Source organism: Gordonia sp. LMA167 (assembly GCF_058130025.1).
In genome coordinates this window covers 3,587,749-3,613,641 of record NZ_CM176708.1, presented here as the reverse complement: position 1 = coordinate 3,613,641, position 25,893 = coordinate 3,587,749, and the positions used below count along the sequence as shown (strand labels likewise).

23 protein-coding genes are annotated in these 25,893 nt (G+C 67.2%); 8 read left to right on the top strand and 15 right to left on the bottom strand.

What is annotated here, in order from left to right; translation table 11 throughout:
- Positions 1–5: 5 nt before the first annotated feature.
- Positions 6–869, bottom strand: coding sequence for a type I methionyl aminopeptidase (gene map / locus ACVT6V_RS16480; protein WP_489894573.1), 864 nt, complete (start codon positions 867–869; stop codon positions 6–8).
- A 207-nt stretch (positions 870–1,076) separates the two neighbouring features.
- On the opposite strand from map, the gene ACVT6V_RS16475 reads away from it, so the two are divergent.
- From ACVT6V_RS16475 to ACVT6V_RS16465, 3 genes are read left to right on the top strand one after another with little or no spacing between them, the layout of a single operon-like run.
- Positions 1,077–2,096, top strand: coding sequence for a heme/hemin ABC transporter substrate-binding protein (locus ACVT6V_RS16475; RefSeq protein WP_489900847.1), 1,020 nt, complete (start codon positions 1,077–1,079; stop codon positions 2,094–2,096).
- Complete coding sequence (locus ACVT6V_RS16470; RefSeq protein ID WP_489894571.1) at positions 2,093–3,184, top strand: FecCD family ABC transporter permease; 1,092 nt, start codon at positions 2,093–2,095, stop codon at positions 3,182–3,184. The genes ACVT6V_RS16475 and ACVT6V_RS16470 overlap by 4 nt, the downstream gene beginning before the upstream one ends.
- 2 nt (positions 3,185–3,186) lie before the next feature.
- Positions 3,187–3,969: a heme ABC transporter ATP-binding protein gene (locus ACVT6V_RS16465; protein ID WP_489894569.1), complete on the top strand. Its 783-nt coding sequence runs from the start codon at positions 3,187–3,189 to the stop codon at positions 3,967–3,969.
- A 131-nt stretch (positions 3,970–4,100) separates the two neighbouring features.
- Here ACVT6V_RS16465 and ACVT6V_RS16460 read toward each other — a convergent pair whose 3' ends face one another.
- From ACVT6V_RS16460 to ACVT6V_RS16445, 4 genes are read right to left on the bottom strand one after another with little or no spacing between them, the layout of a single operon-like run.
- Positions 4,101–4,589: a ribose-5-phosphate isomerase gene (locus ACVT6V_RS16460; protein WP_489894567.1), complete on the bottom strand. Its 489-nt coding sequence runs from the start codon at positions 4,587–4,589 to the stop codon at positions 4,101–4,103.
- Between the two features lie 10 nt (positions 4,590–4,599).
- A complete protein-coding gene (locus ACVT6V_RS16455; protein ID WP_489894565.1) occupies positions 4,600–6,336 on the bottom strand; it encodes a dihydroxyacetone kinase family protein in 1,737 nt (578 codons plus the stop codon).
- Between the two features lie 37 nt (positions 6,337–6,373).
- Positions 6,374–7,147, bottom strand: coding sequence for an SDR family NAD(P)-dependent oxidoreductase (locus ACVT6V_RS16450; protein WP_489894563.1), 774 nt, complete (start codon positions 7,145–7,147; stop codon positions 6,374–6,376).
- A 47-nt stretch (positions 7,148–7,194) separates the two neighbouring features.
- On the bottom strand, positions 7,195–8,022 hold the full coding sequence (locus ACVT6V_RS16445; protein WP_489894561.1) for a sugar phosphate isomerase/epimerase family protein: 828 nt from the start codon (positions 8,020–8,022) through the stop codon (positions 7,195–7,197).
- 198 nt (positions 8,023–8,220) lie between these two features.
- On the opposite strand from ACVT6V_RS16445, the gene ACVT6V_RS16440 reads away from it, so the two are divergent.
- The 4 genes from ACVT6V_RS16440 (at position 8,221) to ACVT6V_RS16425 (ending at position 12,281) form a co-directional block, all read left to right on the top strand.
- Positions 8,221–9,567, top strand: a complete 1,347-nt coding sequence (locus ACVT6V_RS16440; protein ID WP_489894559.1) for an MFS transporter — start codon at positions 8,221–8,223, stop codon at positions 9,565–9,567.
- A gap of 133 nt (positions 9,568–9,700) precedes the next feature.
- Entirely contained in the window at positions 9,701–10,510 is an 810-nt protein-coding gene (locus tag ACVT6V_RS16435; RefSeq protein ID WP_489900846.1) for a transketolase, read from the top strand.
- Positions 10,511–10,569: 59 nt separating this feature from the next.
- Positions 10,570–11,523: a transketolase family protein gene (locus tag ACVT6V_RS16430; protein WP_489900845.1), complete on the top strand. Its 954-nt coding sequence runs from the start codon at positions 10,570–10,572 to the stop codon at positions 11,521–11,523.
- A gap of 98 nt (positions 11,524–11,621) precedes the next feature.
- The gene (locus ACVT6V_RS16425) at positions 11,622–12,281 is read left to right on the top strand and encodes a GntR family transcriptional regulator (RefSeq protein WP_489894557.1); all 660 of its coding nucleotides are present in this window, start codon (positions 11,622–11,624) and stop codon (positions 12,279–12,281) included.
- Positions 12,282–12,454: 173 nt separating this feature from the next.
- On the opposite strand, the gene ACVT6V_RS16420 is transcribed toward ACVT6V_RS16425, so the two are convergent.
- Positions 12,455–13,792 carry an MFS transporter gene (locus tag ACVT6V_RS16420; RefSeq protein ID WP_489894555.1) on the bottom strand — a complete coding sequence of 446 codons (1,338 nt, stop codon included), beginning with the start codon at positions 13,790–13,792 and terminating at the stop codon, positions 12,455–12,457.
- A gap of 2 nt (positions 13,793–13,794) precedes the next feature.
- The gene (locus tag ACVT6V_RS16415; protein ID WP_489894553.1) at positions 13,795–14,784 is read right to left on the bottom strand and encodes an alpha/beta hydrolase; all 990 of its coding nucleotides are present in this window, start codon (positions 14,782–14,784) and stop codon (positions 13,795–13,797) included.
- Between the two features lie 142 nt (positions 14,785–14,926).
- Between ACVT6V_RS16415 and ACVT6V_RS16410 the strand changes: the two genes are divergently transcribed.
- A complete protein-coding gene (locus ACVT6V_RS16410; RefSeq protein WP_489894551.1) occupies positions 14,927–15,823 on the top strand; it encodes a LysR family transcriptional regulator in 897 nt (298 codons plus the stop codon).
- 135 nt (positions 15,824–15,958) lie between these two features.
- On the opposite strand, the gene ACVT6V_RS16405 is transcribed toward ACVT6V_RS16410, so the two are convergent.
- The 8 genes from ACVT6V_RS16405 to ACVT6V_RS16370 all read right to left on the bottom strand — a co-directional run bounded on the left by ACVT6V_RS16405 (position 15,959) and on the right by ACVT6V_RS16370 (position 25,789).
- Positions 15,959–17,794 carry a penicillin-binding transpeptidase domain-containing protein gene (locus ACVT6V_RS16405; RefSeq protein ID WP_489900844.1) on the bottom strand — a complete coding sequence of 612 codons (1,836 nt, stop codon included), beginning with the start codon at positions 17,792–17,794 and terminating at the stop codon, positions 15,959–15,961.
- A gap of 230 nt (positions 17,795–18,024) precedes the next feature.
- Positions 18,025–18,861 carry a GNAT family N-acetyltransferase gene (locus ACVT6V_RS16400; RefSeq protein ID WP_489900843.1) on the bottom strand — a complete coding sequence of 279 codons (837 nt, stop codon included), beginning with the start codon at positions 18,859–18,861 and terminating at the stop codon, positions 18,025–18,027.
- A gap of 77 nt (positions 18,862–18,938) precedes the next feature.
- Positions 18,939–20,126, bottom strand: a complete 1,188-nt coding sequence (ispG, locus tag ACVT6V_RS16395; RefSeq protein ID WP_489894548.1) for a flavodoxin-dependent (E)-4-hydroxy-3-methylbut-2-enyl-diphosphate synthase — start codon at positions 20,124–20,126, stop codon at positions 18,939–18,941.
- A gap of 65 nt (positions 20,127–20,191) precedes the next feature.
- Positions 20,192–21,418, bottom strand: a complete 1,227-nt coding sequence (locus ACVT6V_RS16390) for a M50 family metallopeptidase (RefSeq protein WP_489894546.1) — start codon at positions 21,416–21,418, stop codon at positions 20,192–20,194.
- Positions 21,415–22,590 carry a 1-deoxy-D-xylulose-5-phosphate reductoisomerase gene (dxr, locus tag ACVT6V_RS16385; protein ID WP_489894544.1) on the bottom strand — a complete coding sequence of 392 codons (1,176 nt, stop codon included), beginning with the start codon at positions 22,588–22,590 and terminating at the stop codon, positions 21,415–21,417. Before dxr ends, ACVT6V_RS16390 begins: the two co-directional genes overlap by 4 nt.
- A 110-nt stretch (positions 22,591–22,700) precedes the next feature.
- Positions 22,701–23,654, bottom strand: a complete 954-nt coding sequence (puuE, locus tag ACVT6V_RS16380; protein ID WP_489894541.1) for an allantoinase PuuE — start codon at positions 23,652–23,654, stop codon at positions 22,701–22,703.
- Between the two features lie 74 nt (positions 23,655–23,728).
- Positions 23,729–24,220, bottom strand: coding sequence for a MarR family winged helix-turn-helix transcriptional regulator (locus ACVT6V_RS16375; RefSeq protein WP_489894539.1), 492 nt, complete (start codon positions 24,218–24,220; stop codon positions 23,729–23,731).
- 9 nt (positions 24,221–24,229) lie between these two features.
- Positions 24,230–25,789 carry an MFS transporter gene (locus tag ACVT6V_RS16370; protein ID WP_489894537.1) on the bottom strand — a complete coding sequence of 520 codons (1,560 nt, stop codon included), beginning with the start codon at positions 25,787–25,789 and terminating at the stop codon, positions 24,230–24,232.
- Positions 25,790–25,893 lie beyond the last annotated feature (104 nt).

Here is a 25,893-nt window from a genome sequence, read left to right as displayed (position 1 = left end):
CTCGATCACTGGTCGGGCAGGGTCAGGATCTCCGCGCCGTCCTCGGTGACCACGAGCGTGTGCTCGAACTGGGCGGTCCACTTCTTGTCGTTCGTGACGACCGTCCAGCCGTCGTCCCAGATCTCATACCCGAGTCCGCCGAGATTGATCATCGGTTCGATGGTGAAGACCATGCCCGGCTCGATGACGGTGTCCACGTTCGGCTGGTCGTAGTGCAGGATCACCAGCCCGTTGTGAAAGGTCTCGCCGATGCCGTGCCCGGTGAAGTCGCGCACCACGTTGTAGCCGAACCGGTTGGCGTAGGCCTCGATGACGCGACCGATGACGTTGAGCTCACGACCGGGCTTGACCGCCTTGATCGCCCGTTCGGTCGCGATCCGGGTCCGCTCGACGAGGTCCGCCGCCTCGGTGGACACCTCACCGGCCAGGAAGGTGGCGTTGGTGTCGCCGTGCACACCGTCGATGTAGGCCGTCACATCGATGTTCACGATGTCACCGTCGGAGATGACGGTGGAGTCCGGGATGCCGTGGCAGATCACCTCGTTGAGCGAGGTGCAGCACGATTTGGGAAATCCCTTGTAACCGAGAGTCGACGGGTACGCGCCGTGGTCGATCATGTACTCGTGCGCGACCCGGTCGAGCTCGTCGGTGGTCACCCCGGGTGCGACGGCCTTACCCGCCTCGGCGAGCGCATTGGCCGCGATCCGCCCGGCGACCCTCATCTTCTCGATCGTGTCCGGGGTCTGCACCCAGGGCTCGTGGCCTTCGTCGGCCGTCGGCTTCCACGCGTACTCCGGCCGTGCGATCGAATCCGGGACCGGGCGGGTGGGCGACACCGTGCCGGGTCGCAGGGCAGCGCGAACAGTCATGAATCCCACCTTATCCAAGAGGCCCGGCGGAGCCGGGCTCGACGGCACCAGTCGAACCCGGGTGCCCCCACCCCCGCCCGACCAGCGTTGTCGGGCGCGGCGGTGCCCGTGACTAAGGTGAGACTAAGCGAACGTGGGAGACGACGAGTGCGGAGGAATCGTGACGCGGGTGAGCCGGTGAGCAGAGTCACCAGAATCGGCAGCGTCGTGCGCTCACTCCTCGTCGCGGTCGTACTGCTGTCGGTCGGCTCCACCACGGCGTGTTTCGTCGAGCCGATCGAGCAGACCCACGACACGGTGTCACCCACGGCGCACCTGCGCAACGGCCCCCAGACGGCCGAACTCGCGCAGAAGGACGTCGACCCCATCGCTCGCGATCCGTCACCGACCCTGCCGGTGACCGTCGATTCGATCCGGTACGGAAAGGTGACGGTCACCGACACGAACCGGATCATCGCCGTCGACATCAACGGCACCCTCGGGAGCATCGTGTACTCGCTGGGCATGGGGTCACACGTCGTCGGTCGCGACACCTCGACCGCGTTCCCCTCGGCCTCGGCGGTACCGGTGGTCACCAACCGCGGTCACAGCCTCAACGCGGAGGCGGTGCTCGCGCGGAACCCCACCGTGCTGCTCGCCGACGAGAACACGGTGCCGGCGGCCGCGGTCGACCAGATCCGTGAGTCGGGTGTACCGGTCATCCTCTTCCCCGGTACCCGCAGCCTCGACGCCAACGACGCACTCATCCGCTCCGTCGCAGGTGCCCTCGGCGTACCCACCCAGGGCGAGCAACTCGTCGCGCGAACCGACCGCCAGGTGAAGCAGGCGCGCGAACTCGTTCCCTCGCCATCCGGCGATCCGGTGATCGCCTTCGTCTACATTCGCGGTCGCAACCTGATCCTGCTGGCCGGACCCGGCTCCGGCGCCGACGACCTGATCGCCCACCTCGGCGGGCGCGACGCCGGCGAGGAAGCCGACCTGTCCGGCGCGTTCACCGCGATCAGTGCCGAGGCGATGATCAAGGCCGATCCCAACGTGATCCTGGTCATGACACAGGGCGCCGACACCGTCGGGGGGCTCGACGGTGTGCTGGGCCTGCCGGGCATCGCCGAGACCGATGCCGGCCGGCACCGCCGGGTGGTGCAGATGGACGAGACCAAGATCTTGGCGTTCGGACCCGATGTCGGCGAGGTGCTCGCCTCCCTGGCCGGGGCCATCTACACATGAGCGCACCGACCACCGGACGGGTGTCGTCCCGGCTCGCCGACGACCAGCGCGGCCGGCGGCGCACCCGCAACATCGTCGCGATGACCGTGCTGCTGGTCGCGACGGCAGCGCTCGTCGTCGTGTCGGCCGGGATCGGCAAGGTCGACGTGCCTCCCACGGAGGTCCTCGGCAGCCTCGCGCACCACTTCCATCTGCAGGTCGGACCGCTGCCCTCCCACCCCAACGGCGAAGCCGCACTGTGGAATGTCCGGTTCCCACGCATCGTGCTGGGGCTGCTCGTCGGGGCCGCGCTCGGCGCGGGTGGCTGTCTGTTGCAGGGTGTTCTCGCCAACCCGCTCGCCGAACCGGGCATCATCGGGGTCTCGTCCGGCGCGGCCGTCGGCGCGTGCCTGATGATCGTGCTCGGTGGCGGAACGGCCAACGACTGGGCGCTGGCCGGCGCCGCGTTCGTGTTCGGGCTGTTCACCGCGGCATCGGTCTACCTGCTGTCGCTCCGCGACGGTTCCACCTCGGCGATCATGTTGGTGCTCACCGGAATCGCGGTGAACGCGTTCGCGCTCGGCATCATCGCCTACCTCACATTCGTGGCGTCGACCGCAGCCCGCGAACAGATCGTGTTCTGGCAATTGGGCTCGCTGGCCGGGACCACCTGGGACGAGATCTGGGTGGCCGCCCCGCTCATCGTGGCGGCGGTGGCCGCCTCGCTGGTTCTCGTGCACAAACTCGATCTGCTCGCGCTCGGCGAGATCCAGGCCGCCTCGCTGGGTGTCAACGTCGAAGTGGTGCGGCGCCAGGTGATCGTCCTGGTGTCGATCCTCACCGCGGCGGCCGTCGCCTTCGCCGGGATCATCATGTTCGTGGGCCTGGTGGTGCCGCACGTCCTGCGCCTGATCGTCGGCCCGCGCCACGCGATCCTGCTGCCGGCCAGCGTTGTCGGCGGAGCCCTCGTCATCACCGCCGCCGACCTCGCCGCCCGGACCATGCTCGGCGACGCCGACCTTCCGCTGGGCATGTTCACCTCGCTGATCGGCGGCCCGGTGTTCTTCATCCTGCTGCGACGCAGTCGGCGCGCCGGGGCGGGATGGTGAGCATGGCCATCGGCACCTCCGGCATCGTCGCCGAACACATCACCGTGCGCCTCGGCGGCCGCGACGTGGTGAAAGATGTGTCGCTGCATGTCGATCCCGGGTGCTTGCTGGCGCTCGTCGGCCCGAACGGCTGCGGGAAGTCGACGCTGCTGTCGGTGCTGGCCGGATTACGCGGGCCCGAGAACGGCACCGTCCACATCGACGAGCACGAGGTGTCGAAGGTCTCGTCGCGCGAACTCGCCCGGCTGCGTTCCTTCGTCACACAGCACAACCGGACCGACACCCCGTTCTCGGTGATCGAGGTCGTCGAGATGGGTCGTTACCCCTGGCTGCGCACCCCCGATGCGGTGAGATCGCCGGAGGTCATCGATACGGCGATCAACTCCTGCGATCTGACGGACATCGCCAACCGTCCCTTCGCGCAGTTGTCGGGCGGGCAGCAGGCGCGGGTCTCGATCGCCCGGGCGCTGGCCCAGGAGGCACCGGTGATGCTGCTCGACGAGCCGACGGCGGCGCTCGACATCCACCACCAGGAGTCGGTGCTCGACATCCTGCGGGCCGCCCGTGATCGCGGTGCCGCCATCCTGCTCGTGGTGCACGATCTGTCGCTCGCCGCGGCCTACGCCGACCGGGTGGCGTTGATGAAGGACGGACACCTGCTGGCCCACGGTCCGACCCGCGACGTGATGACCGCCGAACTGTTGTCGAAGACCTACGATCACCCGGTGGAGATCTGGGACCATCCGGAGTCCGGGCAACCGATCATCGTGCCGCGACGTACCTAGTGGTATATCCAGGTGACTCAATCCTGAAATGAGCTCGCCGCGGGCACCAGCTCGTGGCAGGCACCAGCTCACGGCGGGCATCAGCTCACAGCGGGCATCAGCTCACAGCGGGCATCAGCTCACAGCGGGCATCAGCTCACAGCGGGAATCCGCTCATAATCCCCGATCGCCGCGACCTTCTCGGCCGATGCCGACGCCGGGTCGAATCGGTAACCGAGCCATTCCCGCGCCAGCTTGCGCGCGAGCTCGACACCGATGACGCGCTGACCGAAACAGAGGATCTGTGCGTCATTCGACAGGATCGCCCGTTCGACCGAGAAGCTGTCGTGCGCGGTCACCGCGCGGACCCCGGGAACCTTGTTGGCGCTGATCGCAACTCCCAGCCCGGTACCGCAGATCAGCAGCGCCCGGTCGGCGGTGCCGTCGGCGACCAGTCGCGCGGCGGCCACCGCGACATGTGGGTAGTGGGTGTGTTCGTCCGGACGCACCCCGACGTCGATGACGGACGCGACCCGCGGATCGGCAACGAGGTCGGCACCGAGGATGGACTTGTAGTCGACGCCGGCATCATCACTGCCGATGGCGATGGTCAGTGGCCGGAGATCAGTTTTGTCACTCAACGGAATTCCTTCAGATTGTGGGAGTGGGAAGCAGATCGGCGACGGTCGCGACACACAGACCGAACGAGACCGCGCCGGCATCGGGAGTGCCCACGCTGCGTTCGGCGAGCGGGCGTGCCCGGCCGACCCGCGGCACGAGTGCGGCGGTGGCCGCAGCCGACTTCGTCGCGATCTCGGCGGCATCGCGCCACACGACACGCCAGTCGTCCGCCCCGGCGACGGCCGCGTCCAGCACATCGGCGAAGGGGCCGATCGCGTCGAGCATGGTCTTGTCACCCGGTTGCGCGCCACCGAGCTCGAGCATGGCCAGGTATCCGCTCCGGACCGCGTCGGCTATCGCGGCGCCGTCGGGCGTTCCCGCATCACCCAGACGCTGTCCCGCGGCGTTGAGTGCGGCACCCCAGAGGACCCCCGAGGTTCCGCCCGCTTCCGCGGACCAGGCATCTCCCGCGGACCGGAACGCCTGTCCGGCACCGGAACCCGCGTCCGTCGCGGCGCGCACGGCTTCCAGGGCCGCCGTGAGCCCACGGACCATGCCGCGCCCGTGATCGCCGTCGCCCGCGACGGCGTCGATGCGACCGAGTTCCTCCTCGGCATCGACGATCGCACGATGAACCGCCTCGAAGCCCAGCACCACCTGCGCGGCAGCCGCACGGGAGTCGTGATCGGACACCATGGTCGTCTCGACTGCGGCGGCGGCCGTTCGGGGCGTGCGTCGCACCGACTCCACAGCCGGGATGATGGCGCCCCGCTTGTAGGCCGGGGTGTCGGCGGGACTGGTCCACAACGACTCGAGCTCTTCGTCGAGCCAGGTCACGGTCAATGAACACCCGGCCATGTCGAGGCTGGTGACGAGTTCGCCGACCTCGGGCTCGATGACGGTGTAGCCGGCTGCGGACAGCCTGGCCGACACCGTCCTCCACACCACGAACAACTCCTCGTACTTGGTCCGGCCGAGACCGTTCAGGATCACCGCGACCCGCCGCGAATCGGTCGGCGGCGGCAGTTGCTGTGCGTCGGCGAGGACCCCGTCGACGAGCAGATCGGCCAGTGCGTCGGCCCGCGGCATCGCATGGCTGGAGACGCCGGGTTCGCCGTGGATGCCCAGGCCCAGACCCATCGTCGACTCGGGAACGGTGAACAGCGGTGCATCGCTGCCCGGCATGGTGCAGCCGTCGAATGCGACACCGAGGGTTCGGGTGGCCGCGTTGGTCGTCCGTGCGACCCGCTCCACCTCGTCGAGCGAATAGCCGGCCTCGGCGGCCGCACTCGCACAACGGAACACCGGGAAGTCGCCGGCGATTCCGCGCCGCTTGGCGACCTCGTCGGCCGGGGCGCTCGCGATGTCGTCGGTGACGGTGAGGAACCGGGCGTCGATCCCCTCGTCGCGCAGCGTCGAGGTCGCCAGCCCGAAGTTCATGACATCGCCGGCGTAGTTTCCGGTGAGCAGGAGGACGCCCGAGTCACCATGCGCGGCACGGGCGACGGACGCCGCCTGCTGGGCCGAGGGCGAGGTGAAGACGTTGCCCACCACCGCACCGTCGGCGAAGCCCGGCCCGACGACACCGCAGAAGGCCGGGTAGTGGCCGGAGCCACCGCCCACGACCACCGCGACCTTTCCCGGCGGTGTCTCGGTGACGCGGACGACGCCACCGGGTACGCCGACGACATAGCGCGCGTTGGCATCCAGGAATCCGGCGAGCATGTCCTCGGCGAAGGAGGCCGGGTCATTGAAGAGTCGAGTCATTGTGCATGGTCCTAACCGCTGTTGACGACAGAAGCCGTCAGTGCATGTGGCTGCCGCCGTTGATGTCGAGGGTGGTGCCGGTCAGATACGCGGCATCTTCGCTGGAGAGGAAGGTGATCGCCGCGGCGACCTCGGTGGTGGTGGCGGTGCGACCGACCGGAATCGACGCGGCGAGTGCCGCCTCCTGCTCGTCGGTCGAACCCACGCGGATGTCGGTGTCGACGGCCCCGGGTGTGACGGCGTTCACGGTCACACCGGTGGTACCGAGCTCACGGGCCAGCGCCTTGGTGAACCCGAGGATGGCCGCCTTGGCCGACGAGTAGGGCACCTTGCCGAAGACGCCGCCACCACGCTGGGCGGACACCGACGACATGTTCACGATGCGTCCGAAGCCGGCCTCGATCATGTCGGGCAGGAACGCCCTGGTCACGAGATAGGTGCCGGTCGCGTTGACGGCCATGACCTTGTTCCAGAGCTCGAGGGTGGTCTCGAGGAACGGCACCGGGGAGGTGATGCCGGCGATGTTGGCCAGCGCGCCGACGACGGGCAGGTTGCCGCCGGCAACCTCGGCGGCGACGGCGGACTGCGCCGCGGCGACCGAGGCCTCGTCGGTGACGTCGATCTCGGCACCGAACGACGGTACGGCGTACTGGTTGCCGATCTCCGCGGCGACCTTGGCCGAGAGTTCGCCGTCGAGGTCGAGGATGACGACGGCCCAGCCCTCTTCCGCGTAGCGGCGGGCGACTTCGCGCCCGATGCCGCGGGGTGAGGTGGCGCCGGTGATGATCGCGGTGCGTTGGATGGTTGCCATGTTGTTCTCCTTGGTGTTGCCAGAGGTTGTGCGGGTCGGGTGATCGGTCAGAGGAGTCGGGAGACGAAGGCGCCGGCGTCGACGGCTCCGCCGGCCCGTTGGTCGTCGGTGATGTCGCGGGTCTCGAGTTCGAGGGCGAAGTGCCCGGTGTATCCGGCGGTCGAAAGGGCGGTGAATCCGGCGGCGAAGTCCGCCGCGCCCGCGCCGACACTGCGGTGGATGTCGCCGGGGACGGCATCGCGGATGTGCACGTGCGCGATCTTTCGATGAAATCTGCTGACGAAGTCCACTGGATCGCCGCCGGAGGCGACGATGTGGCTGAAGTCCATGACGATGCCCACGGAGGAGTTCGCCAGCCGGTCTGCCAGTTGTTGGGCACGGTCGACGTTCCAGCACAGGCGGAAGTAGTGCAGTGACTCCACCCAGATGTCGACACCGCGGGTATTCGCCGCCTCGGCCGCCCGGACGAGTTCGTCGGCGACCAGGTCGAGGTCATCATCGAGGGACCGGATCGGGTCGTGATCCTGGGCACCGCAGGGCAGGACGACGGCACCGGCGCCGGTGGCGACGGCCAGATCGACCAGCGACGCGAGATGCGCGTCGCGCCCGCGCCGGCCGGCCGCGTCCAGCCGCGCGTTCAGGTCACCGATGTCTCCGTTGATGGAACGAACGGCCAAGCCTGAGGCGGCCACCGTGTCCGCGACCGCGCGCACAGCGCCGTCGTCGAGCACATAGGGCACGTGATCGCAGATGCCGGGGAGCGCGCCGAGGTCGATCTCGCCGAATCCGAGCTCGGCGATCGTCGCAAGCGCCGCCGGTAGTTCGAGATGGCGAAAGCTGATCGTCGAGCATCCGAGCCTGTGGTCGAAAGGCATCGCGGGTCCGTCCTTCTGAAGGGTGTTTCGCTGTGATGCCGAGCACACTACCTCTGATGACTGTCAACAGTCAAACGGTGACATGTGATTCGTGTTGACTGTTGACATTGATTGTGTGGCCGGTCACACTGGCTTTACCAATCGACGGCTCAGCCCGACGACCTGGGATTACGCTCGAATACTGAAAGGACATCAGCCATGAGCGAGGACACTCTCTCCATGCGTGGACCGGTGAACGGAACACCGGACGCCAAACGGGTAGCCATCGGATCTTCGGTCGGCGCGGTCATCGAGACCTACGACTTCATCGGGTTCGGCACCGCGGCCGCGCTCTACTTCGGCACCGCGTTCTTCCCCGGCGCCTCTCCGGTCGCCGGCACACTGGCCGCATTCGCGACCCTCGGTGTGGGCTTTGCCGCCCGACCGCTCGGCGGCATCCTCGGTGGGCACCTCGGCGACAAGGTCGGGCGCAAGCCGGTGCTCGTCGCCTCGCTGATCCTCATGGGCCTGGCAACCTTCGCGATCGGACTCCTCCCCACCTACGCGGCCGTCGGCGTCCTGGCCCCCATCCTCCTGGTCACCGTCCGGATCATCCAGGGACTGGCGTTCGGCGCCGAATGGGGCGGCGCGATCCTGATGAGCTACGAACATGCACCGTGGCGCGAGAAGGGTCGCTACACCGGGATCGTGCAGGCCGGCTTCCCCGTCGGACTGCTGTTGGCCAACCTGGTGTTCCTCGGCAGCGTCCATCTCGGCAGCGACTGGGCCTGGCGGGTCCCGTTCCTGGGCAGCATCCTGCTGGTCATCGTCGGCCTGATCATCCGCGCCAAGGTGCCCGAATCGCCGGTCTTCGAAGACGTGAAGGAGTCGGGCCAGATCTCCAAGTCGCCGATCGTCGAGGTGGTCCGGACGGATTGGCGAAACATCCTGCGCGGCATCGGTCTGCGAATCGCCGAGACCGCCGGTTACGCGGTCTCGATCACTTACATGATCTCCTACCTGCACAGCCAGAATCTTGCATCCAAGTCGCAGACCCTGACCGCACTGTGCATCGGAGCCGCCATCGGCATCTTCGCCACCCCGGCGTGGGGCCGCCTGACGGACAAGGTCGGGCGACGCTCCGTCTACATCTATTCGACCGCCTTCGCGGTGGCTTTCGGCATCCCGATGTTCCTGCTGGTCAACACCGGTAGCTTCGTCCTGATCGCAATCACCATCGTCATCTCCTACGCGATCTGCCAGAACTCGCTCGCCGGCGCGCAGGGCGCATGGTTCCCGGAGCTCTTCCAGGCCAAGACCCGTGCCTCCGGCGCGTCGCTGGCCTACCAGATCTCGGCGATGGTCTCCGGATTCACCCCGTTCATCACCACCCTGCTGTTCGTCGAGTTCGGCTGGATGGGTCCGGCGGCGCTGTTCAGCGTCTACGGCGTGATCGGCCTGTGGGCCGCCGTGTACACCCGCGAAACCTGGGGACCGCGCGAGCGCCAGGCCGCGGAGGAGGCAACTCGGCACGCACACCGAGAGGGCGTCACGCTCGCCGCGTGACACGCCCCGGCCTCTCCCCCACCTTCTCGAAACACCGCACACCCCATAAGGACTCACCGTGACCTCCACACTTCCGGACACCCCGGCGCCCACCGCGCAGCGATGTGCGGACATCGCCGCCGCGGCGCACCGCATGCGCCACCACGTCCTGAACATGGGCGAGGCCCAAGGGCAGGGATACGTCGGCCAGGCGCTCGGATGCGCCGACATCCTCGCCACCCTCTACGCCGATGTCATGAACTACCGTGGCGACGATCCCGAATGGGACCACCGAGACCGATTCCTGCTCTCCGCAGGCCATTACGCGATCGGCTTCTACTCGGCGCTCGCCGAGGCAGGAGTGATCCCGATCGAGGAACTCGACACCTACGGGTCCGACGACTCCCGACTCCCCATGTCCGGGATGTCTACGTACACACCGGGAATGGAGATCTCCGGCGGCTCGCTGGGACACGGGCTGACCGTCGCCGTCGGGATGGCGCTGGGCCTGCGGATGCAGGGCAACGCTTCCCGGGTGATCAATTTCCTCTCCGACGGTGAACTCGACGAGGGCTCCACCTGGGAAGCCGCGATGGGCGCTTCCCACCACCAGTTGGGTCGCCTCATCGCCGTCGTCGACATCAATGCGCTGCAGGCCGACGGCCCCACCGCAGGCGTGCTGCGCACCGAACCGGTCGCCGACAAATGGGCCGCCTGCGGGTGGTACGTGCAGCGGATCGACGGCAACGACATCGACGCCCTCGTCACGGCCTTCGATGCGGCAACCGCCGCCGCGCATGCGGTCGCGAGACCGTCGGTCATCCTGTGCGACACCACCGTCGGCTGCGGCGTACCCCTTCTGGAGCAGCGTGAGAAGGCCCACTTCATGCGCATCGACGCCCACGAGTGGCAGATCTGCCGCGACCAACTGACCGCCGGATTCCTCGAAGGACGAGACCAGTGACCGCAACCACCACCCATCGCGCCCCCGCGACGGGCGCACCCAAGCTCCGCACCTCGGCGATGATCGCGTCGTTCGCCGACCCGGGGCAGAAGACCACGCCCGCCCCGTTCGGGCACGCACTCGTCGCCGCGGCCCGCGAGAACGAGAACATCGTCGGGCTCACCGCCGACCTCGGCAAGTACACCGACATGCACATATTCGCGCAGCAATTCCCCGAGCGTTTCGTGCAGGTCGGTATGGCCGAACAACTCTTGTTCGGGGCTGCGGCGGGGATGGCCGAGACCGGACTCATCCCCTTCGCGTCCACCTACTCGGTATTCGCTGCGCGGCGCGCCTACGACTTCATCTGCCTCGACATCGCCGAACCCGAGCTGAACGTCAACATCGTCGGCGGGCTCCCCGGCCTGACCACCGGCTACGGACCCTCGCACCAGGCCACCGAGGACATGGCCATCTTCCGCGGTATGCCGAATCTGACCATCGTCGATCCGTGCGACTCGGTGGACATCACCCAGGCCGTGCCGCAACTCGCCGCGCACCCCGGACCGACCTACCTGCGCCTGTTGCGCGGCCAGGTGCCCACCGTCCTCGACGACTACGACTACACCTTCGAACTGGGCAAGGCCAAGGTGGTGCGGGACGGTACCGACGTGGTGTTCGTCTCCAGCGGCCTGATGACCATGCGTGCACTGCTCGCCGCCGAGGCGCTGGCCGTCGACAACGTCAGCGTCGCCGTTGTGCACTCGCCCACCATCAAACCGTTCGACGCAGAAACCGTGCTGGCCGAGCTCGACACCGACCGACTCGCCCTGACCTTGGAGAATCATTCGGTCACCGGCGGTTTGTTCGATGCCACCGCCGCCGCCGTCGTGCGCGCCGGTCTTGGCAAGCAGGTCACCCCGATCGCGCTTCCGGACGCCTTTCTCGACGCCGGCGCGCTACCGACCCTGCATGAGCGGTATGGGCTGTCCACGGACCGGGTCCGCTCTCGGGTCCTCGAGCTCCTCGGCTGACGACCGTGCGAGAGATACCACGCCTTGCGGAGTCGAGCGCGTACGATCGACTGTCAACAGCCCCCCTGTTGACAGTCGATCACCCGAGGAGTCCCGCCATGACCGCCGACCCGATGTCGCTCCTCCGACTGGAGAAGACCAGCCTGCGGGAGCAGGCACTGAACTCCCTGCGCCGTGCCATCACCTCCGGCCAGATCCGTCCCGGCACCCATCTGGTGGAGACCGAACTGTCCGAAGCCATGCAGATCAGCCGGGGCACGCTGCGTGAGGCGATGCGCCAACTCCAACAGGAGGGCCTCATCTCGGCCGGCGCCCGCGGCCGCATGTCGGTTCGACACCTCGACACCAAGGAGATACGCGACATCTTCTCGGTGCGGGCCGCTCTGGAATCCCTTGCCGTCCGGGAGCTCTCGGCCCGCGACGATCGCGCCAACGCGGTCGAGGTGCTGCGCGACGCGGTGCAGGAGATGGAACGACGCGAAACCGCCAACATCGAGGACCGCATCGAGGCCGACCTGAACTTCCACCGCAGGATGTGTCAGCTCACCGGGAACGAGACCCTGGTGCACTCCTGGACCTCGTTGGAGGGCAGCATCCGCATGTCCATCATGTTCGCCGGGGTCGACCGTGGCATCCGCAACATGGACGCGCGACGTCACCTGGACATCGTCGATGCCATCGCCACCGGTGACGCGGACAAGGCCGCCGCGACCGTCGCCGCGCACATGGCGGCAGCGGCGGACACGCTCGTCGCGTAGCCGCGAGCACATCGGCACCTTCCGCTGTGGCGGACCGACATCGGTGGTGTATCCGGTGCTCACGCGATGGTTGCTCGATGTCACCGACCGATCCGCGCCGTGCACACCAACTCCGCGCCCTCGACCACGACAGTGTCGTGCCGAGGACGCGGAGTGTCACGTGGGTGTCGCCGCTACGGGCGGGTATCCAGGCTCGCCAGGGTGACGTGGCCGGTCTCGCGTGCGGTCCATGCACTCACGGCGGCGATCAGGCACATCGCAGCGGCGAATCCCATGGGCGCGAACCATCCACCGTTGCCGACGTCGGCCAGCGCGGCCTGGATTGTCGGGGTGAAACCGCCGATGAGGATGCCGAGTTGCATGCCGATCGCGGTGCCCGTATAGCGGACCTCGGCCGGGAACTGCTCGGTGTAGAAGGCGGCCTGCACGCCGTTGGCTCCGCTGAAGAAGAGCATCAGCAGGATCGACGACGCCACGACGAGATAGATGTTGCCACTGGCGATCGAAGCGAAGTACGGGAACCAGATGATCGCGACGAGGACGAGAGTTCCGGTCATGATCGGTCGTCGTCCGACTCGGTCGGACAGGCGGGCCCACCATGGTTGCATCACCAGGCAGACCAGGTTGCCGATGATCCCGGCGAGCAGGAACTGGTAGGCGGGGATGCCGGCGGTGCCGGTGGCGAAACTGAGCGCGTACACGCTGATCGTCGTGCTCACGACCGACAAGAGGTTGCAGATGGCGACGCGCAGCAACGGTTTCCAGTAGGAGGTGAGGAGAGTCGTCAGCGGCAGGGAGGTGCGCTTTGCGGCCTTACGGCGGGTGAAGCTCGGCGGCTCGTCCACTCGTGATCGTACGTAGAGCGCGACGACCATCAACGGCCCGGCCAGGGCGAAGGGCACACGCCACCCCCAGCTGGTGAATGCGTCGTCCGGAAGGCTCGATGCGGCGATGAAGGCGAGGCTCGACAGCACGACCCCGGAGATGGTGCCCTGCATCGACCAACTCGTGTACAGCGCGCGTTTGCCATCCGGAGCGTGTTCGAGGGACAGCGCATTCGATCCCGCTTGTTCGCCACCGGCCGACAGACCCTGGAACAGGCGCAGGACGACGAGCAGGATCGGTGCGGCCAGCCCGATCGCGGCGTAGCTCGGGAGGAATGCGATCAGGAATGTGCTGAGTCCCATGATGTTGAGGCTCACCGTCAGTATCCTGCGCCGCCCGATCAGATCACCGAGGTTGCCGAACAGTATGGCGCCCAGCGGGCGGGTCAGGTAGGCGGCACCGAAGGTGGCGAACGAAGCGAGCAGCGCGCCGGTCGCACCGAGCGGGGCGAAGAAGATGGGTCCGAACACCAAGGCCGACGCGGTGCCGAAAAGGAAGTAGTCGTAGTACTCGACGAGACTGCCGAGGTAAGCACTCAATGCTGCGCGCCGTCCCATTGCGGTGGAACCGGCCGTCGTCACCGCGTCCGATGAGCCCTGCGCTGGTCGGATGTCCTGCACGCTCATCGTCACACCTCCTGCAGTTCGGCGGACTCGAAGATCGTCGTCGCCGACCCTTCGAGAACCGCAGCGAGATCGGAGCAGTAGCGGTCACAGATGGCGACCGCCTCGGGGACCACGCCCATGTTCGCGAAGGAGTGGATCATTCCACGTGCCTCACGGTAGATAACCGATACCCCGGACGCGCGGAGCTTCTGTGCGTAGGCCGTGCCCTGGTCCTTCAACGGGTCGTATTCCGCAACGACGACCACAGCGGGCGCCATCCCGTCGAGATCACCGAGCAGCGGTGACACGTGCGGATCGGTGACCAGGTCCGGGACGTCGAGATAGGCGCTGTTGTCCAGCCACTGCTCGACATGACCGACCTCGAGGAAGTAGCCCTTGTGCAACTCCCGCATCGACGGGCGAATCGTGGACAGGTCGGTGGCCGGATAGATCAACAGCTGTGCCGCGAGTGGTAACTGTTCGTCACGTGCGGTCAGCGCGACGGCCGCGGCGAGGTTACCGCCGGCGCTGTCGCCGGCGACCACCAGCTTCTCTGTGTCCGCGCCGATGTCGTCGGCATTGTCGAGAACCCAGCGATAGGCTGCGACGCAGTCGTCGTATCCGGCCGGGAATCTGTGTTCCGGGGCCAATCGATAGTCGACGCCGATCACCATGGCGCCCAGTCGATCGCAGATCCGCCGCGCGTGCGATTCATGGGAATCGAGCCCGCCAACGCACCAGCCGCCACCATGCAGATACAGCACGGTCGGCAACGGGACAGACGTGTCCCGCTGATCGGCCGGGCGATAGATCCGTAGGTCGACCGCGCCACCGGGCCCGTCGAACGACCGATTCTCGATCGAACCGACCGGCAGCATCTCCGGACGCCAGATCGTGCGACGCAACGCGTCGATCCGGTATCGCTCGTCATCGATCGACCTCGATGGCCCGTTGTCGGCGTCCCACCGACGGATGTGGTGAAGGATCTCGGCGATCTGCGGATGTAGCGGCACGGTAAAACCTCCATGTCCTCGGACATCCCGGTGCATCCAGGGTTGCGACTCACTGTCGACCTAAAATGTGACACGAGGCATACATAAGCGTCCAATATCGATTTACGATTCCAGTGATCACATACTGTTATCATGGGTCACCGTGCAGCTCACCTGGATGACCACGTTCGTGACGGTTGCGGACGAACTACACTTCGGCCGGGCCGCGGCCCGGCTCAATCTCGCTCAACCCGCGGTCAGCCAACACATCCGCCAACTCGAAAGCGAGATCGGCGCCAGATTGTTCGACCGGGACCGGCGGTCGGTCCGACTCACGGATGCGGGGCTGGCGTTCCTCGGGCCGTCCACACGCGCTCTTGCCGCTGTCGACGACGCTGTGCTGCAGGCCCGTAACGCCGGCACCGGCGAATTCGGCCGCCTCCGAATCGGTTACAACGCAGGCTTCGCGGGCGATGAGTTCGTCGAGATCGTCCGGACAGTCGCACACCGATATCCGAATCTCGAACTCGTGGTGGACTCCTCGAGGCCCAACTCCGAACTGCGGCAGCTCGTGGCCGAGGGGCGTCTCGAGATCGCTGTGCTCGGCGGACCGGTCGCGGAGGAAGGGCTGCACCATCACGTGTTCTCGGCGGTCCGGCTGGGAGCCGTGCTGGCCACCGGCCACCCGTTGCAGAACAACCCGTCGCTGTCCATGACCCAACTGCGCGACGAAACGTTCATCCTGGTGCGGCCGGCGGCGGGACGCACCCTGCGCAGCATCGTCGAGGACCTGTGCGAACAGGCAAAGTACCGGCCCGGACGCGTCATCGAGGTCAAGGACGCGACCTCGGTCGTCACCCTGGCGTCTGCAGGTGTCGGTGTCGCCTTCGCAGTTCACCCATCGGACACGACCTCGCCGGCCTCGGTGGTCCGGATACCGATCGACGAGAGCCCGGAGATACCGGTGGGAATCGTGTGGCGTGCCGGAGGCGAGTCGCCGACACTACGCAACGTCATCCGGGCAGTGCAGGAGCGCTACGAGGGCGCCGCCGAGTGCTGAGATCCCCGGGTGAGCAAGCTGTTTGATTCATTCCGGGATGGATTCGCACGTCCGTCCCCGTTCGTCGTTGTGGAGGGCAGGTCCCGCGAACCCCGCGCCTGCACCGCGGCTCCCGTGCCGCGACCCGGCGCACCCTCAGGAGCGCGCGCCGGCCGCGTACCCGGGCGGCAGGAACGAGAAGAAGTCCCGAGTCACGCCGACGGCGTTGTTGGAGTCCCCGCCTCGAACCACCAACGTCGCGAAGGCGAGGTCGCCGCGGTAGCCGGCGAACCAGGCATGCGACCCACCGGCGAACTCTGCCTCACCGGTCTTGCCGAGGACCGTTCCCTCGTCGGCGATGACGGTACCGGTGCCCTGGGTGACCACGGCCCGCATCATCGGACGCAGTTCGGCGATCACCGAGGGATCCAGTGTCGGCTGTGGGCCCTCTATCTTTGTCGGCTTGCCGAGGATCAGTTGCGGTACCGGCGCCTTGCCGTTGTGCGCCACCGTCGCCGCGACCATGGCCAGACCGAACGGGCTCACCAATACTTTTCCCTGACCGAATCCATCCTCGGTGCGTGCGACCAGTTCCGGCGCGATCGGGACCGAACCGGATACGACGTCGAGGCCGGCGATGTCATAGTTCTGACCGATGCCCATCGCCGCAGCGGTGTGCGCGAGATCCGAGGGCCCCATCTTGCTGGCGAGGTACGCAAACGTCGTGTTGCACGAACTGGCGAACGCCTGCAGCATCGGCACCGTGCCGAGCGAGAAGCGATCGTAGTTGGGGATCCGGCGAGGACCGATCTCGATCTCACCGGGACAGGGCACCATCGATCCCGGGTGAGCAAGGTTGCGGCTGATCGCCGAGGCTGCAGTGACCATCTTGAAGGTCGAACCGGGCGGATACAGGCCGGAGGTCGCGATCGGCCCGTTCCGGTCCGCTGCCTTGTTCTGCGCGACGGCGAGGATGTTGCCGGTCGAGGGCTGGATGACCACCATCGCTATCTGGAACCGGTTGGTGGCGTCGACGGCGCGTTGCGCCGCGGTCTGAACCTGCCGCGACAGACTCAGCGAGATGGCCGGGGCCGGCTTGGGTGCGTGGTCGGCGAGGACATCGGCGTCGAGTCCGTTGGGATTGACGGTCACGACCCGCCAGCCGACCCGCCCATCGACCTCGCTGTTGACGACCTTCTTGACCTCGGTCAGCAATGCGGGCGCGAAATCCGGATTCTTGGGGACGAGTTCGGCCTGCACATTGTGCACGACGCCGGGAATGGCCAATCGATCACGGAGCCGGTCGAAATCGCGCTCGGACAACCGCGTGATCGGATACGGCCCGTCGCTCGCGGTCGACTCCTCGGCGATCGTCTGCGCGGACAGGCCGGGTGCGTAGCCCTGCAGGGCCCCGACGAGGCGGGTGACCGAATCAGCCACCGATCCGTTCGCCGCGGCCTGTTTCGCGTCGAAGTTGATCCCGATCACCGACCCGTTGACCAGCACCTCCGAACCGTCGGATTCGTTCACGGTGGCCCGCGGCGCGTCCACCATCTGCAGCGAAAGTCGTTGATTGGCACCGAGATCCGGGTGGATATCGGTTGAGGTCCAGCGCACCGACCAGCCGGAGTCCGACCGTGCCAGATTCACCCGGGCCGGGTAGCTCCACTCCCGGCCGCGCGGCAGATCCCAGTGATAGGTGACGTCGATGTCGGCGATGTCCCCGTTGACGCGCGCCTTTCCCGTACTCGCGGTGAGTTTCTCGGCGGCCAGTCCGTCCCACGCGGCATCGAGGCCGCTGCGGGCTTGTTGCGGATCGTCGGTGAGATCGGCGGCCTCAGCGGTGTTCTTGGCGCCGAACGCGGCGAGGAACCGTTCTACGGCCTGGCGCGGTCCGTCGTCCACCGTTGCGCATCCGGCAACGCCCAGTGTCAACGCAGCGCTGACCGAAACACAGGCCACACTGATTACTCGCCGTCTCATCTGCAACATCAGTGTCGATGATATGGCGCTGCACCATGAAATCCGCTGCGCCACGCGGTGGCAATCGTGCGGGTTTGCCGGCCGTATGACCGATCGCGATCACCGCGGATGCCGGATGGGCCGACCACCGAGCCCGACCACCGAGGTAGACCGCAACCGTGCCGGGATCACACTCACCAGGTGATGTCCGCCACCGATCCGCGCCGCGGCAGCCTCCTCGGGCGGGCCGGCCGCGCGACTCAGTCGACCAGAACGGTCGCGAAGCTGCCGACCTCACTGAAGCCGACCTGCCGATACACTTCGCGCGCAGGCAGATTGAAGTTGTTGACGTAGAGGCTGGGAGTGCGGCCGAGCCCGATGATGGCGGCGGCGACCGCTGCGGTGCCGCCCGCGCCGAACCCCTCGCCCCGACGGTCCGGCGCAACCCAGACACCCTGGATCTGCCCGACTCGGCGCGACAACGAACCGATCTCCGCTTTGAAGACGACGTCACCGTGGTCGAAGCGCGCGAACACTCGTTGCGCAGTGATCAACGACGCCAGTCGGCGCCGATACGAACGCCCCCCGTCACCCACCCGCGGATCGACACCCACCTCACCGATGAACATGTCGATCGCGGCCGGCAGGTATGCGTCCAGGTCGTCGAGGGTGACGAGTCGGACGAGCGGGTCGGGCGCGACCATCGGCGGACCGGTGAGCGCCATCAGCGGCTGGTTGTCGCGCACCTCCCGGGCCGGCCCCCAGCAGGGCTCGATCCGATCCCACAGCGGCAACACCATTTCCGCACGCCCGACGATCGACGAGCACAACCGAGGTGCTGCCGCCGCGCGGTCGGCGAAACCTTCCATCTCCTCGGGCGAGCCGACCAGCGGGATGAGATTGGCGCCGGAGAAGCACAACGACGAACGGGGATCGTCGACGGTCCACAGCTCGCCACCCAGCAGCCGCGGATTGATACCGTGCGTCTCGAAACGCGCCGCGACCATACACATCGCCACCGGATCCGACGTCAACACCCGTTCGACCACCGGCGCATCCCGTGCGCCCAGCGGGCGATCGCCCAGTAGCTTCAGCACCACCGCTCCCTCTGCCATGTCCGGCGGGATGCGTCCCACGGCCGCGGGGCCGTCGGCGGTGGCCACCTACGCCGTGATCAGCTGACCGTCACGACCGGTGGACCCGCTTCCCTGTCACCACCAGTGTCACCCGACTCCCCCGCTATCCGCAGCGCTTCTTCGATCAATGTCTCCACGATCTCGGCTTCCGGGACGGTCTTGATGACCTCGCCCTTGACGAAGATCTGACCCTTGCCGTTGCCCGACGCGACCCCCAGGTCGGCTTCGCGCGCCTCGCCCGGACCGTTGACGACGCAACCCATCACGGCGACGCGCAGCGGCACCTCCATACCCTCCAGGCCCGCCGTCACCTCGTCGGCGAGCTTGTACACGTCGACCTGTGCCCGGCCACAGGACGGACAGGACACGATCTCGAGCTTGCGGGGCCGCAGATTCAGCGACTGCAGAATCGCGTCGCCGACCTTGATCTCCTCGGCCGGCGGTGCCGACAACGAGACACGGATGGTGTCACCGATGCCCTCGGACAGCAATGCACCGAAGGCGACCGCCGATTTGATGGTGCCCTGGAACGACGGACCGGCCTCGGTGACGCCGAGATGCAGCGGGTAGTCGCACTGTGCGGCGAGCTGTCGGTAGGCCTCCACCATGATGACGGGGTCATTGTGTTTGACGGAGATCTTGATGTCGCCGAAACCGTGCTCCTCGAAGAGGCTCGCCTCCCAGAGCGCCGATTCGACGAGCGCCTCCGGGGTGGCCTTGCCGTACTTCTGCATGATCCGCTTGTCGAGGGACCCCGCGTTGACGCCGATCCGGATCGGGATGCCCGCGGCGCCGGCGGCCTTCGCGACCTCCTTGACGCGACCGTCGAACTCCTTGATGTTGCCCGGGTTCACCCGCACCGCGGCACAGCCTGCGTCGATCGCGGCAAAGATGTACTTCGGCTGGAAGTGGATGTCGGCGATCACCGGGATCTTGGACTTCTTGGCGATGATCGGCAGCGCCTCGGCGTCCTCCGGGCGCGGGCAGGCCACCCGGACGATGTCACATCCCGACGCGGTGAGCTCGGCGATCTGCTGCAGCGTCGCGTTGATGTCGTGGGTCTTGGTGGTGGTCATCGACTGCACCGAGATCGGGTGGTCGCTGCCCACACCGACGGAACCGACCTGGATCTGACGGGTCTTGCGCCGCGGCGCCAGGACCGGCGGCGGCGATGCGGGCATGCCGAGCCCGACCTGGACCGCGTCAGGTGATGTTGGGGCGTTCATCTGATTCACCTCGAATGACGATGGGGCTGTTGGGTTCGACTGGCTGGGGTTCGACGTGGGTCTCGTCAGAAGATCTTGATCGGGTTGACGATGTCGGCGGTCAGCGTCAGCACCATGAAGCCGCCCATGACGATCACGACGGCGTAGGTGATCGGCATGAGTCGGATGTAGTCCACCGGCCCGGCCGCGGCCCGGCCGAGCCACCTCCGGACGGTGTTACGTGCCTTCTCATAGCCGACGATGGCCATGTGTCCACCATCCAACGGTAGTAGCGGCACCAGATTGAACAAGCCGAGGAAGAAGTTGATGCTGATCAGCAGCATCAAGAACATGCTCCAGGCCCCGCGTTCGACGGCCTGTCCACCCAGCACCGACGCGCCGTACACGCTGACCGGGGTGTCGGCGGAACGCTCACCTCCGGTGACCGCCGTCCACAACGCCCCGACCTTGGACGGCAGCGACAGCAAGGCATCCCAGGTCGCGCCGAACAGGTCGCCGGTGAACGCGAACGCCCCCGGGACCACAGCCAGCCCGTCGTAGTGGTTGATGGACGGCGGCGGGGAGAACGTGATGCCGACCTTGTGTGTCTGCTCGGACGAGGTCGTGCCGCCTTGATCGATCACCACCGTCGCCGGCTGCGGAGTGATCGTGAAGTCCAGGCGCTCGGCGCCACGCTGCACGGTGAGTCCCACCGGCCCGGAACTGTCGCCGATGAGCTTGGAGACCTCGGAGTAGTCGGACACCGACTGCCCGTTCACCGCGACGATCGTGTCGCCGGCCTGAAGTCCGGCAGCACCCGCCGGCCCGGCGCCCGAGCACGGGGTCGAGACCGGGTCCGCGGAGTCGGAATACGTGGTCGACGCCGGCACGCACGTGGTCTGCGACACCGTCGCCGGGACCGGGTCCTTGGAGATGTTCGGCAATCCCCAGATCGAACCGACGACGAGGACCAGCACGAATCCGAGGATGAAGTTCTGGGCCGGTCCGGCGAAGAGCACCACCAGCCGCTTCCACGGCTTCTGCAGGTACATCGCCCGCGGACGGTCCTCCTCGGCGATCTCGTCGTAGGGGGTCATCCCGGCGATGTCGCAGAACCCACCGAGAGGGAAGGCCTTGAATCCGTATTCGGTCTCCCCTCGCCGGGTCGACCAGAGCGTCGGGCCGAAGCCGACGAAATAACGGCGCACCTTCATGCCGGTCGCCTGCGCCGCCCACATGTGGCCGCATTCATGCCATGCCACCGACAGCAGCAACGCTGCGGCGAACAGCACCACGCCGAGCGCGAAACTCACTTACTCACTCCATCCGCATATGCCGTGACCAGATGCGCGGCGCGATGCCGCGCCCACTGGTCGGCGGCCAAGACGTCTTCCACAGTACCTGGCGGCGCAGTCCACTGATCTGCCTCGGCGAGCACCTCACGGATGATCTCGACGATGCGGGGGAACCGGATGGCGCCGGCGAAGAAACCCTCGGCTGCCGCCTCGTTGGCCGCGTTGTACACCGCGGTGAGCGATCCCCCGCCGCGCCCGGCATCGCGGGCCAGAACGATCGCGGGGAATACCGCGTTGTCGACCGGTTCGAACGTCCACGCGGACGCCGTGGAGAAGTCGCAGGCGGTCGATGACCCCGGAACACGGTCCGGCCAGCCCAGCGCCAGGGCAATGGGCAGCTTCATCGACGGTGGGGACGCCTTGGCCATGGTTGCGCCGTCGACGAAGGTCACCATCGAGTGCACGATCGACTGCGGATGGACGGTGACGTCGATGCGGTCGTAGTCGACACCGAACAGCAGATGGGCCTCGATGACCTCGAGTGCCTTGTTGACCAACGTCGCCGAGTTCAGCGTGATCATCGGCCCCATCGACCACGTCGGGTGCCGGCCCGCCTGCTCGGGGGTGACGTCCTCGAGTGCCTCGCGGGTCCACCCGCGGAAAGGGCCGCCGGAGGCGGTCAGGACGATGCGATCGACCTCGTCGGGGCCGCCGGCGCGCAGGCATTGCGCGATCGCCGAGTGCTCGGAGTCGACGGGCACGATCTGTCCCGGCGCAGCGGCGTCGAGCACCAGCGATCCACCGGCGATCAGGGACTCCTTGTTCGCCAGCGCGAGTCGCGCCCCTGACCGCAGTGCGGCGAGGCTCGGACGCAGCCCGATGGACCCGACGACCGCGTTGAGAACCACATCGGCGTCGACCGCGTCGATCAGGTCACACATCGCGTCCGGGCCACCGAGGACCTGCGCGCCGAGGTCGTCGGACAGGGTTCGCGCGGCCGCCGTGTCGGCAACACCGAGCGCGTGCGCCGGGACTCGGAACGCCTTCGCCTGTTCGCGCAGCAGATCGAGGTTGCCACCACCGGCGCCGAGGCCGACCACCTCGAAGCGCTCGGGATGCTCGGCGATGACCTCCAGTGCCTGCACACCGATCGATCCGGTCGATCCGAGGATGAGTACGCGCGTCGTCACGCCTTCATTGTCCCCGCCTCGTCGAGCGAGCCCAAAATTCGCCGCCGACAGAACCCCGAATCGCGCCGACAGAACCCGACCTCTCGTCGACCCGGGCGCAGCACCGGTGTTCAGGCGGGGTGGATCCTGCGCCAGTGATCGGCGATGTCGATGCGTCGGGTGATCCACACGTCGTCGTGCGATTGGACGTGGTCGAGGAACCGCTCGAGGGCGGCCAGACGTGCCGGACGGCCGACCAGGCGACAGTGCAGGCCGACGGAGAGCATCTTCGGTGAACCTGCCACTCCCTCCGCATAGAGCACGTCGAACGCATCCCGCAGGTGCGCGAAGAACTGCTCGCCCGACGGAAACCCGCCGGGCGATGCGAAGCGCATGTCGTTGGTGTCGAGCGTGTACGGCACCACTAGATGATCGACGACGTCGTCGCCCCGCGGCACCTTGACCCAGTACGGGAGGTCGTCGGCGTAGCTGTCGGAGTCGTAGGCGAAGCCCCCCTCCTCGACGACGAGCCGCCGGGTGTTCGGCGAGTCGCGGCCGGTGTACCAGCCGAGCGGGTGTTCTCCGGTGATCTCGGTGAGCAGATCGACAGCGGCGTGCATGTGTTCCCGCTCGACCGCGGAGTCGACGAGCTGATAGTTCAGCCATCGATATCCGTGACAGGCGATCTCGTCGCCACGCTCGGCGAACGCCGCGACCACCTCGGGGTTGCGCGCCATCGCCTGCGCCACCGCGAAGATCGTCAGCGGGAGGCCGCGCCGGGAAAAGGTACGGAGAATGCGCCACACCCCGGCGCGGGATCCGTACTCGTACAGCGATTCCATGCTCATGTGACGGTTCGGGAAGGACTGTGCCCCGATCATCTCGGAGAGAAAGGTCTCGCTGCCACGGTCGTTCTCGAGGACGTTGTTCTCGGAGCCCTCTTCGTAGTTCAGCACGAATTGCAGCGCGATCTTCGCGCCACCCGGCCACTGCGGATCGGGCGGCGTCGCACCGTAACCGATCATGTCGCGTGGGTAGCGCTCGGAACGATAGTCGGCCAGGGTGCGATGCGCGATCTCGGACATGGCGGCATTCTGTCACCGATTCGACGCCCCGGCCGATCGTGGGGTCGCCTGCGCGAGCGCGGTTGTCGGGGCCTCTACGGCGCGGCGCGGCGCGGGCTGCGACGCCGGCGCATCGCACTGACATGAGATGGTGCCGACAACACACCGTTCGCCAGCGTCGACAGTGTGGTGAGAAATGCGGCCCTCTCGTCGGCCGGCAGGTCACCCAGAACGTCGTCGTAGACCTGCCGGATCCGTTCGTGTGCGTGACCGAGCACGTCGGCGCCGGGGTCGGTCACGGCCGCGACCCGAGCACGACGGTCGGTGGCATGGACACGGCGAGTCGCCAGACCCTTCCCCTCCAATTCGTCGAGAGTGTTGACCACGGTGGTCTTGTCCAGACCCGACAGTTCGGCGATCTCGATCTGAGTCCGTTCTTCCTCGCCCGCCTTCCACAGGACGCAGTACTGGGCGACGGTGAGGTCCAGGTCGGCCAAGGATTCGGCCATGCGCGCGGCCAGCGCGTACGAGGTCTGATTGAGAAGGAAGGACAGATCGACGGCAGGTGGGTCGACATCCGTGGGCACGAACCGAGTCTAGGGCGTGTCCGGGAGGTCACCGCGACAACACACGACCGGGCGTTGGTCCTCGCCTCGCCCTCCCTCGTGGTGCTGCTCACCCGCGGGTGGCTCGCCCGCAGGTCGGGTGCCGCGTGGTCGGTCCCGCCGTGGTCGCCGGAGCGATGACGCGACGTCTGCGGAACCACCCGCCCCCGCGGCGGGGCCGACGCGCACTGCGATCACCACGATGATGAGGGCCACCGACGCGAGCCCGCCGGCAACTCCCCAGGCCACCCGGAAGCCGTCGACGAGCGCAACCGACTCAGGCGCGCCCGCGGACGTGGAGCTCGCGGTGACGGCGGCCGCGACCGCGGTCAGTCCCGCCAGCCCGATCGCCCCACCGGCCTGCTGCGAGGTGTTGATCAGCCCCGATGCGACACCGGTATGGGCGGGCGCGACGTCGGCCATCGCCGCGCTCATGATCGCCGGGAGTGCGAGACCACCGCCGACGGCGAACAACACCACCGTCGGGAGCAGGTCGGACGTGTAGGAACCGTCGGGGCGCACCCGGATCAGGAGGAACAGACCGATCACCACCGATCCCAGCCCGACGATCAGTGCGGCACGGACGCCGAATCGTGCCGCGACACGCGGGTATACGCCCATCGAGCCGACCGCGATCCCTGCGGCGATGGGAACGATTCCGATGCCGGCGAGCAGGGGTGTGAAGCCGAGCACCTCCTGGAGGTAGAGCGTGGTGAGGAACTGAAAGGTGAACATCGCGCCGACGAAACACGCGAACGCGATGTTCACGGCCCCGAGTCCGCGTGCGGCCAACACCTCGAGCGGCAACGTCGGCGAGGCCGCGAACCGTTGGCGTACAACGAAACCCGCGAGCAAGACAAGTGCCGCCGCACCGGCCACGGGGTTCTGTGACGCGAGCGCCCCGACCAGACACATCAGCCCGACCACGAGCATCGACGCGCCCTGCCAATCGAGTCCACCGCGCAACCCCGGTGGATTCTCACCCGGAAAGGTGCGCAACCCTGCGACGACGACCACCACGCCGATGGGCACGTTCACGAAGAACACCCACCGCCAGTCCAACGACGTGGTGATGATGCCGCCGATGATGTAGCCGGACGAGGCGCCGACCGCGCCCATGAAGGCGTATGCGCCCATCGCGCGGTCGCGCTCCCCCGGTTCAACGAACAGTGCGGCGATCATCCCCAGCGCGACCGCGACGGCGAATGCCGCACCGATGCCCTGGACGAAGCGCGCCACGATCAGCCAGGCAGGCGACATGGCGAGCCCACAGAGCATCGAGGCTGCCGTGAACAATGCCATTCCCGACAACAGCACTCGTCCTCGACCGACGAGATCTCCCACGCGGCCGGCGAACAACAGCACACCGCCGAACCCGATCAGATATGCGTTGACGACCCAGGGCAATCCCGCGGCGGTGAAGTTCAGTTCGCTGCGGATGTCGGGAAGTGCCACGGTGACGATCGTTTCGTCGATGACCGTCATCAGGGTGGCGGCGCAGATGACACCGAGCAGGAACACCCGGCGCCTGGTGCCGTGAGTGGATGTCATGATCAAACACTAGCAGATAATCTATTAATGGATCATCCACTAGCCATCTAGATCGCCATCACGGGTCGTCGCCGGTCGTCGGCATGGTCACGTTATGCTTGTCG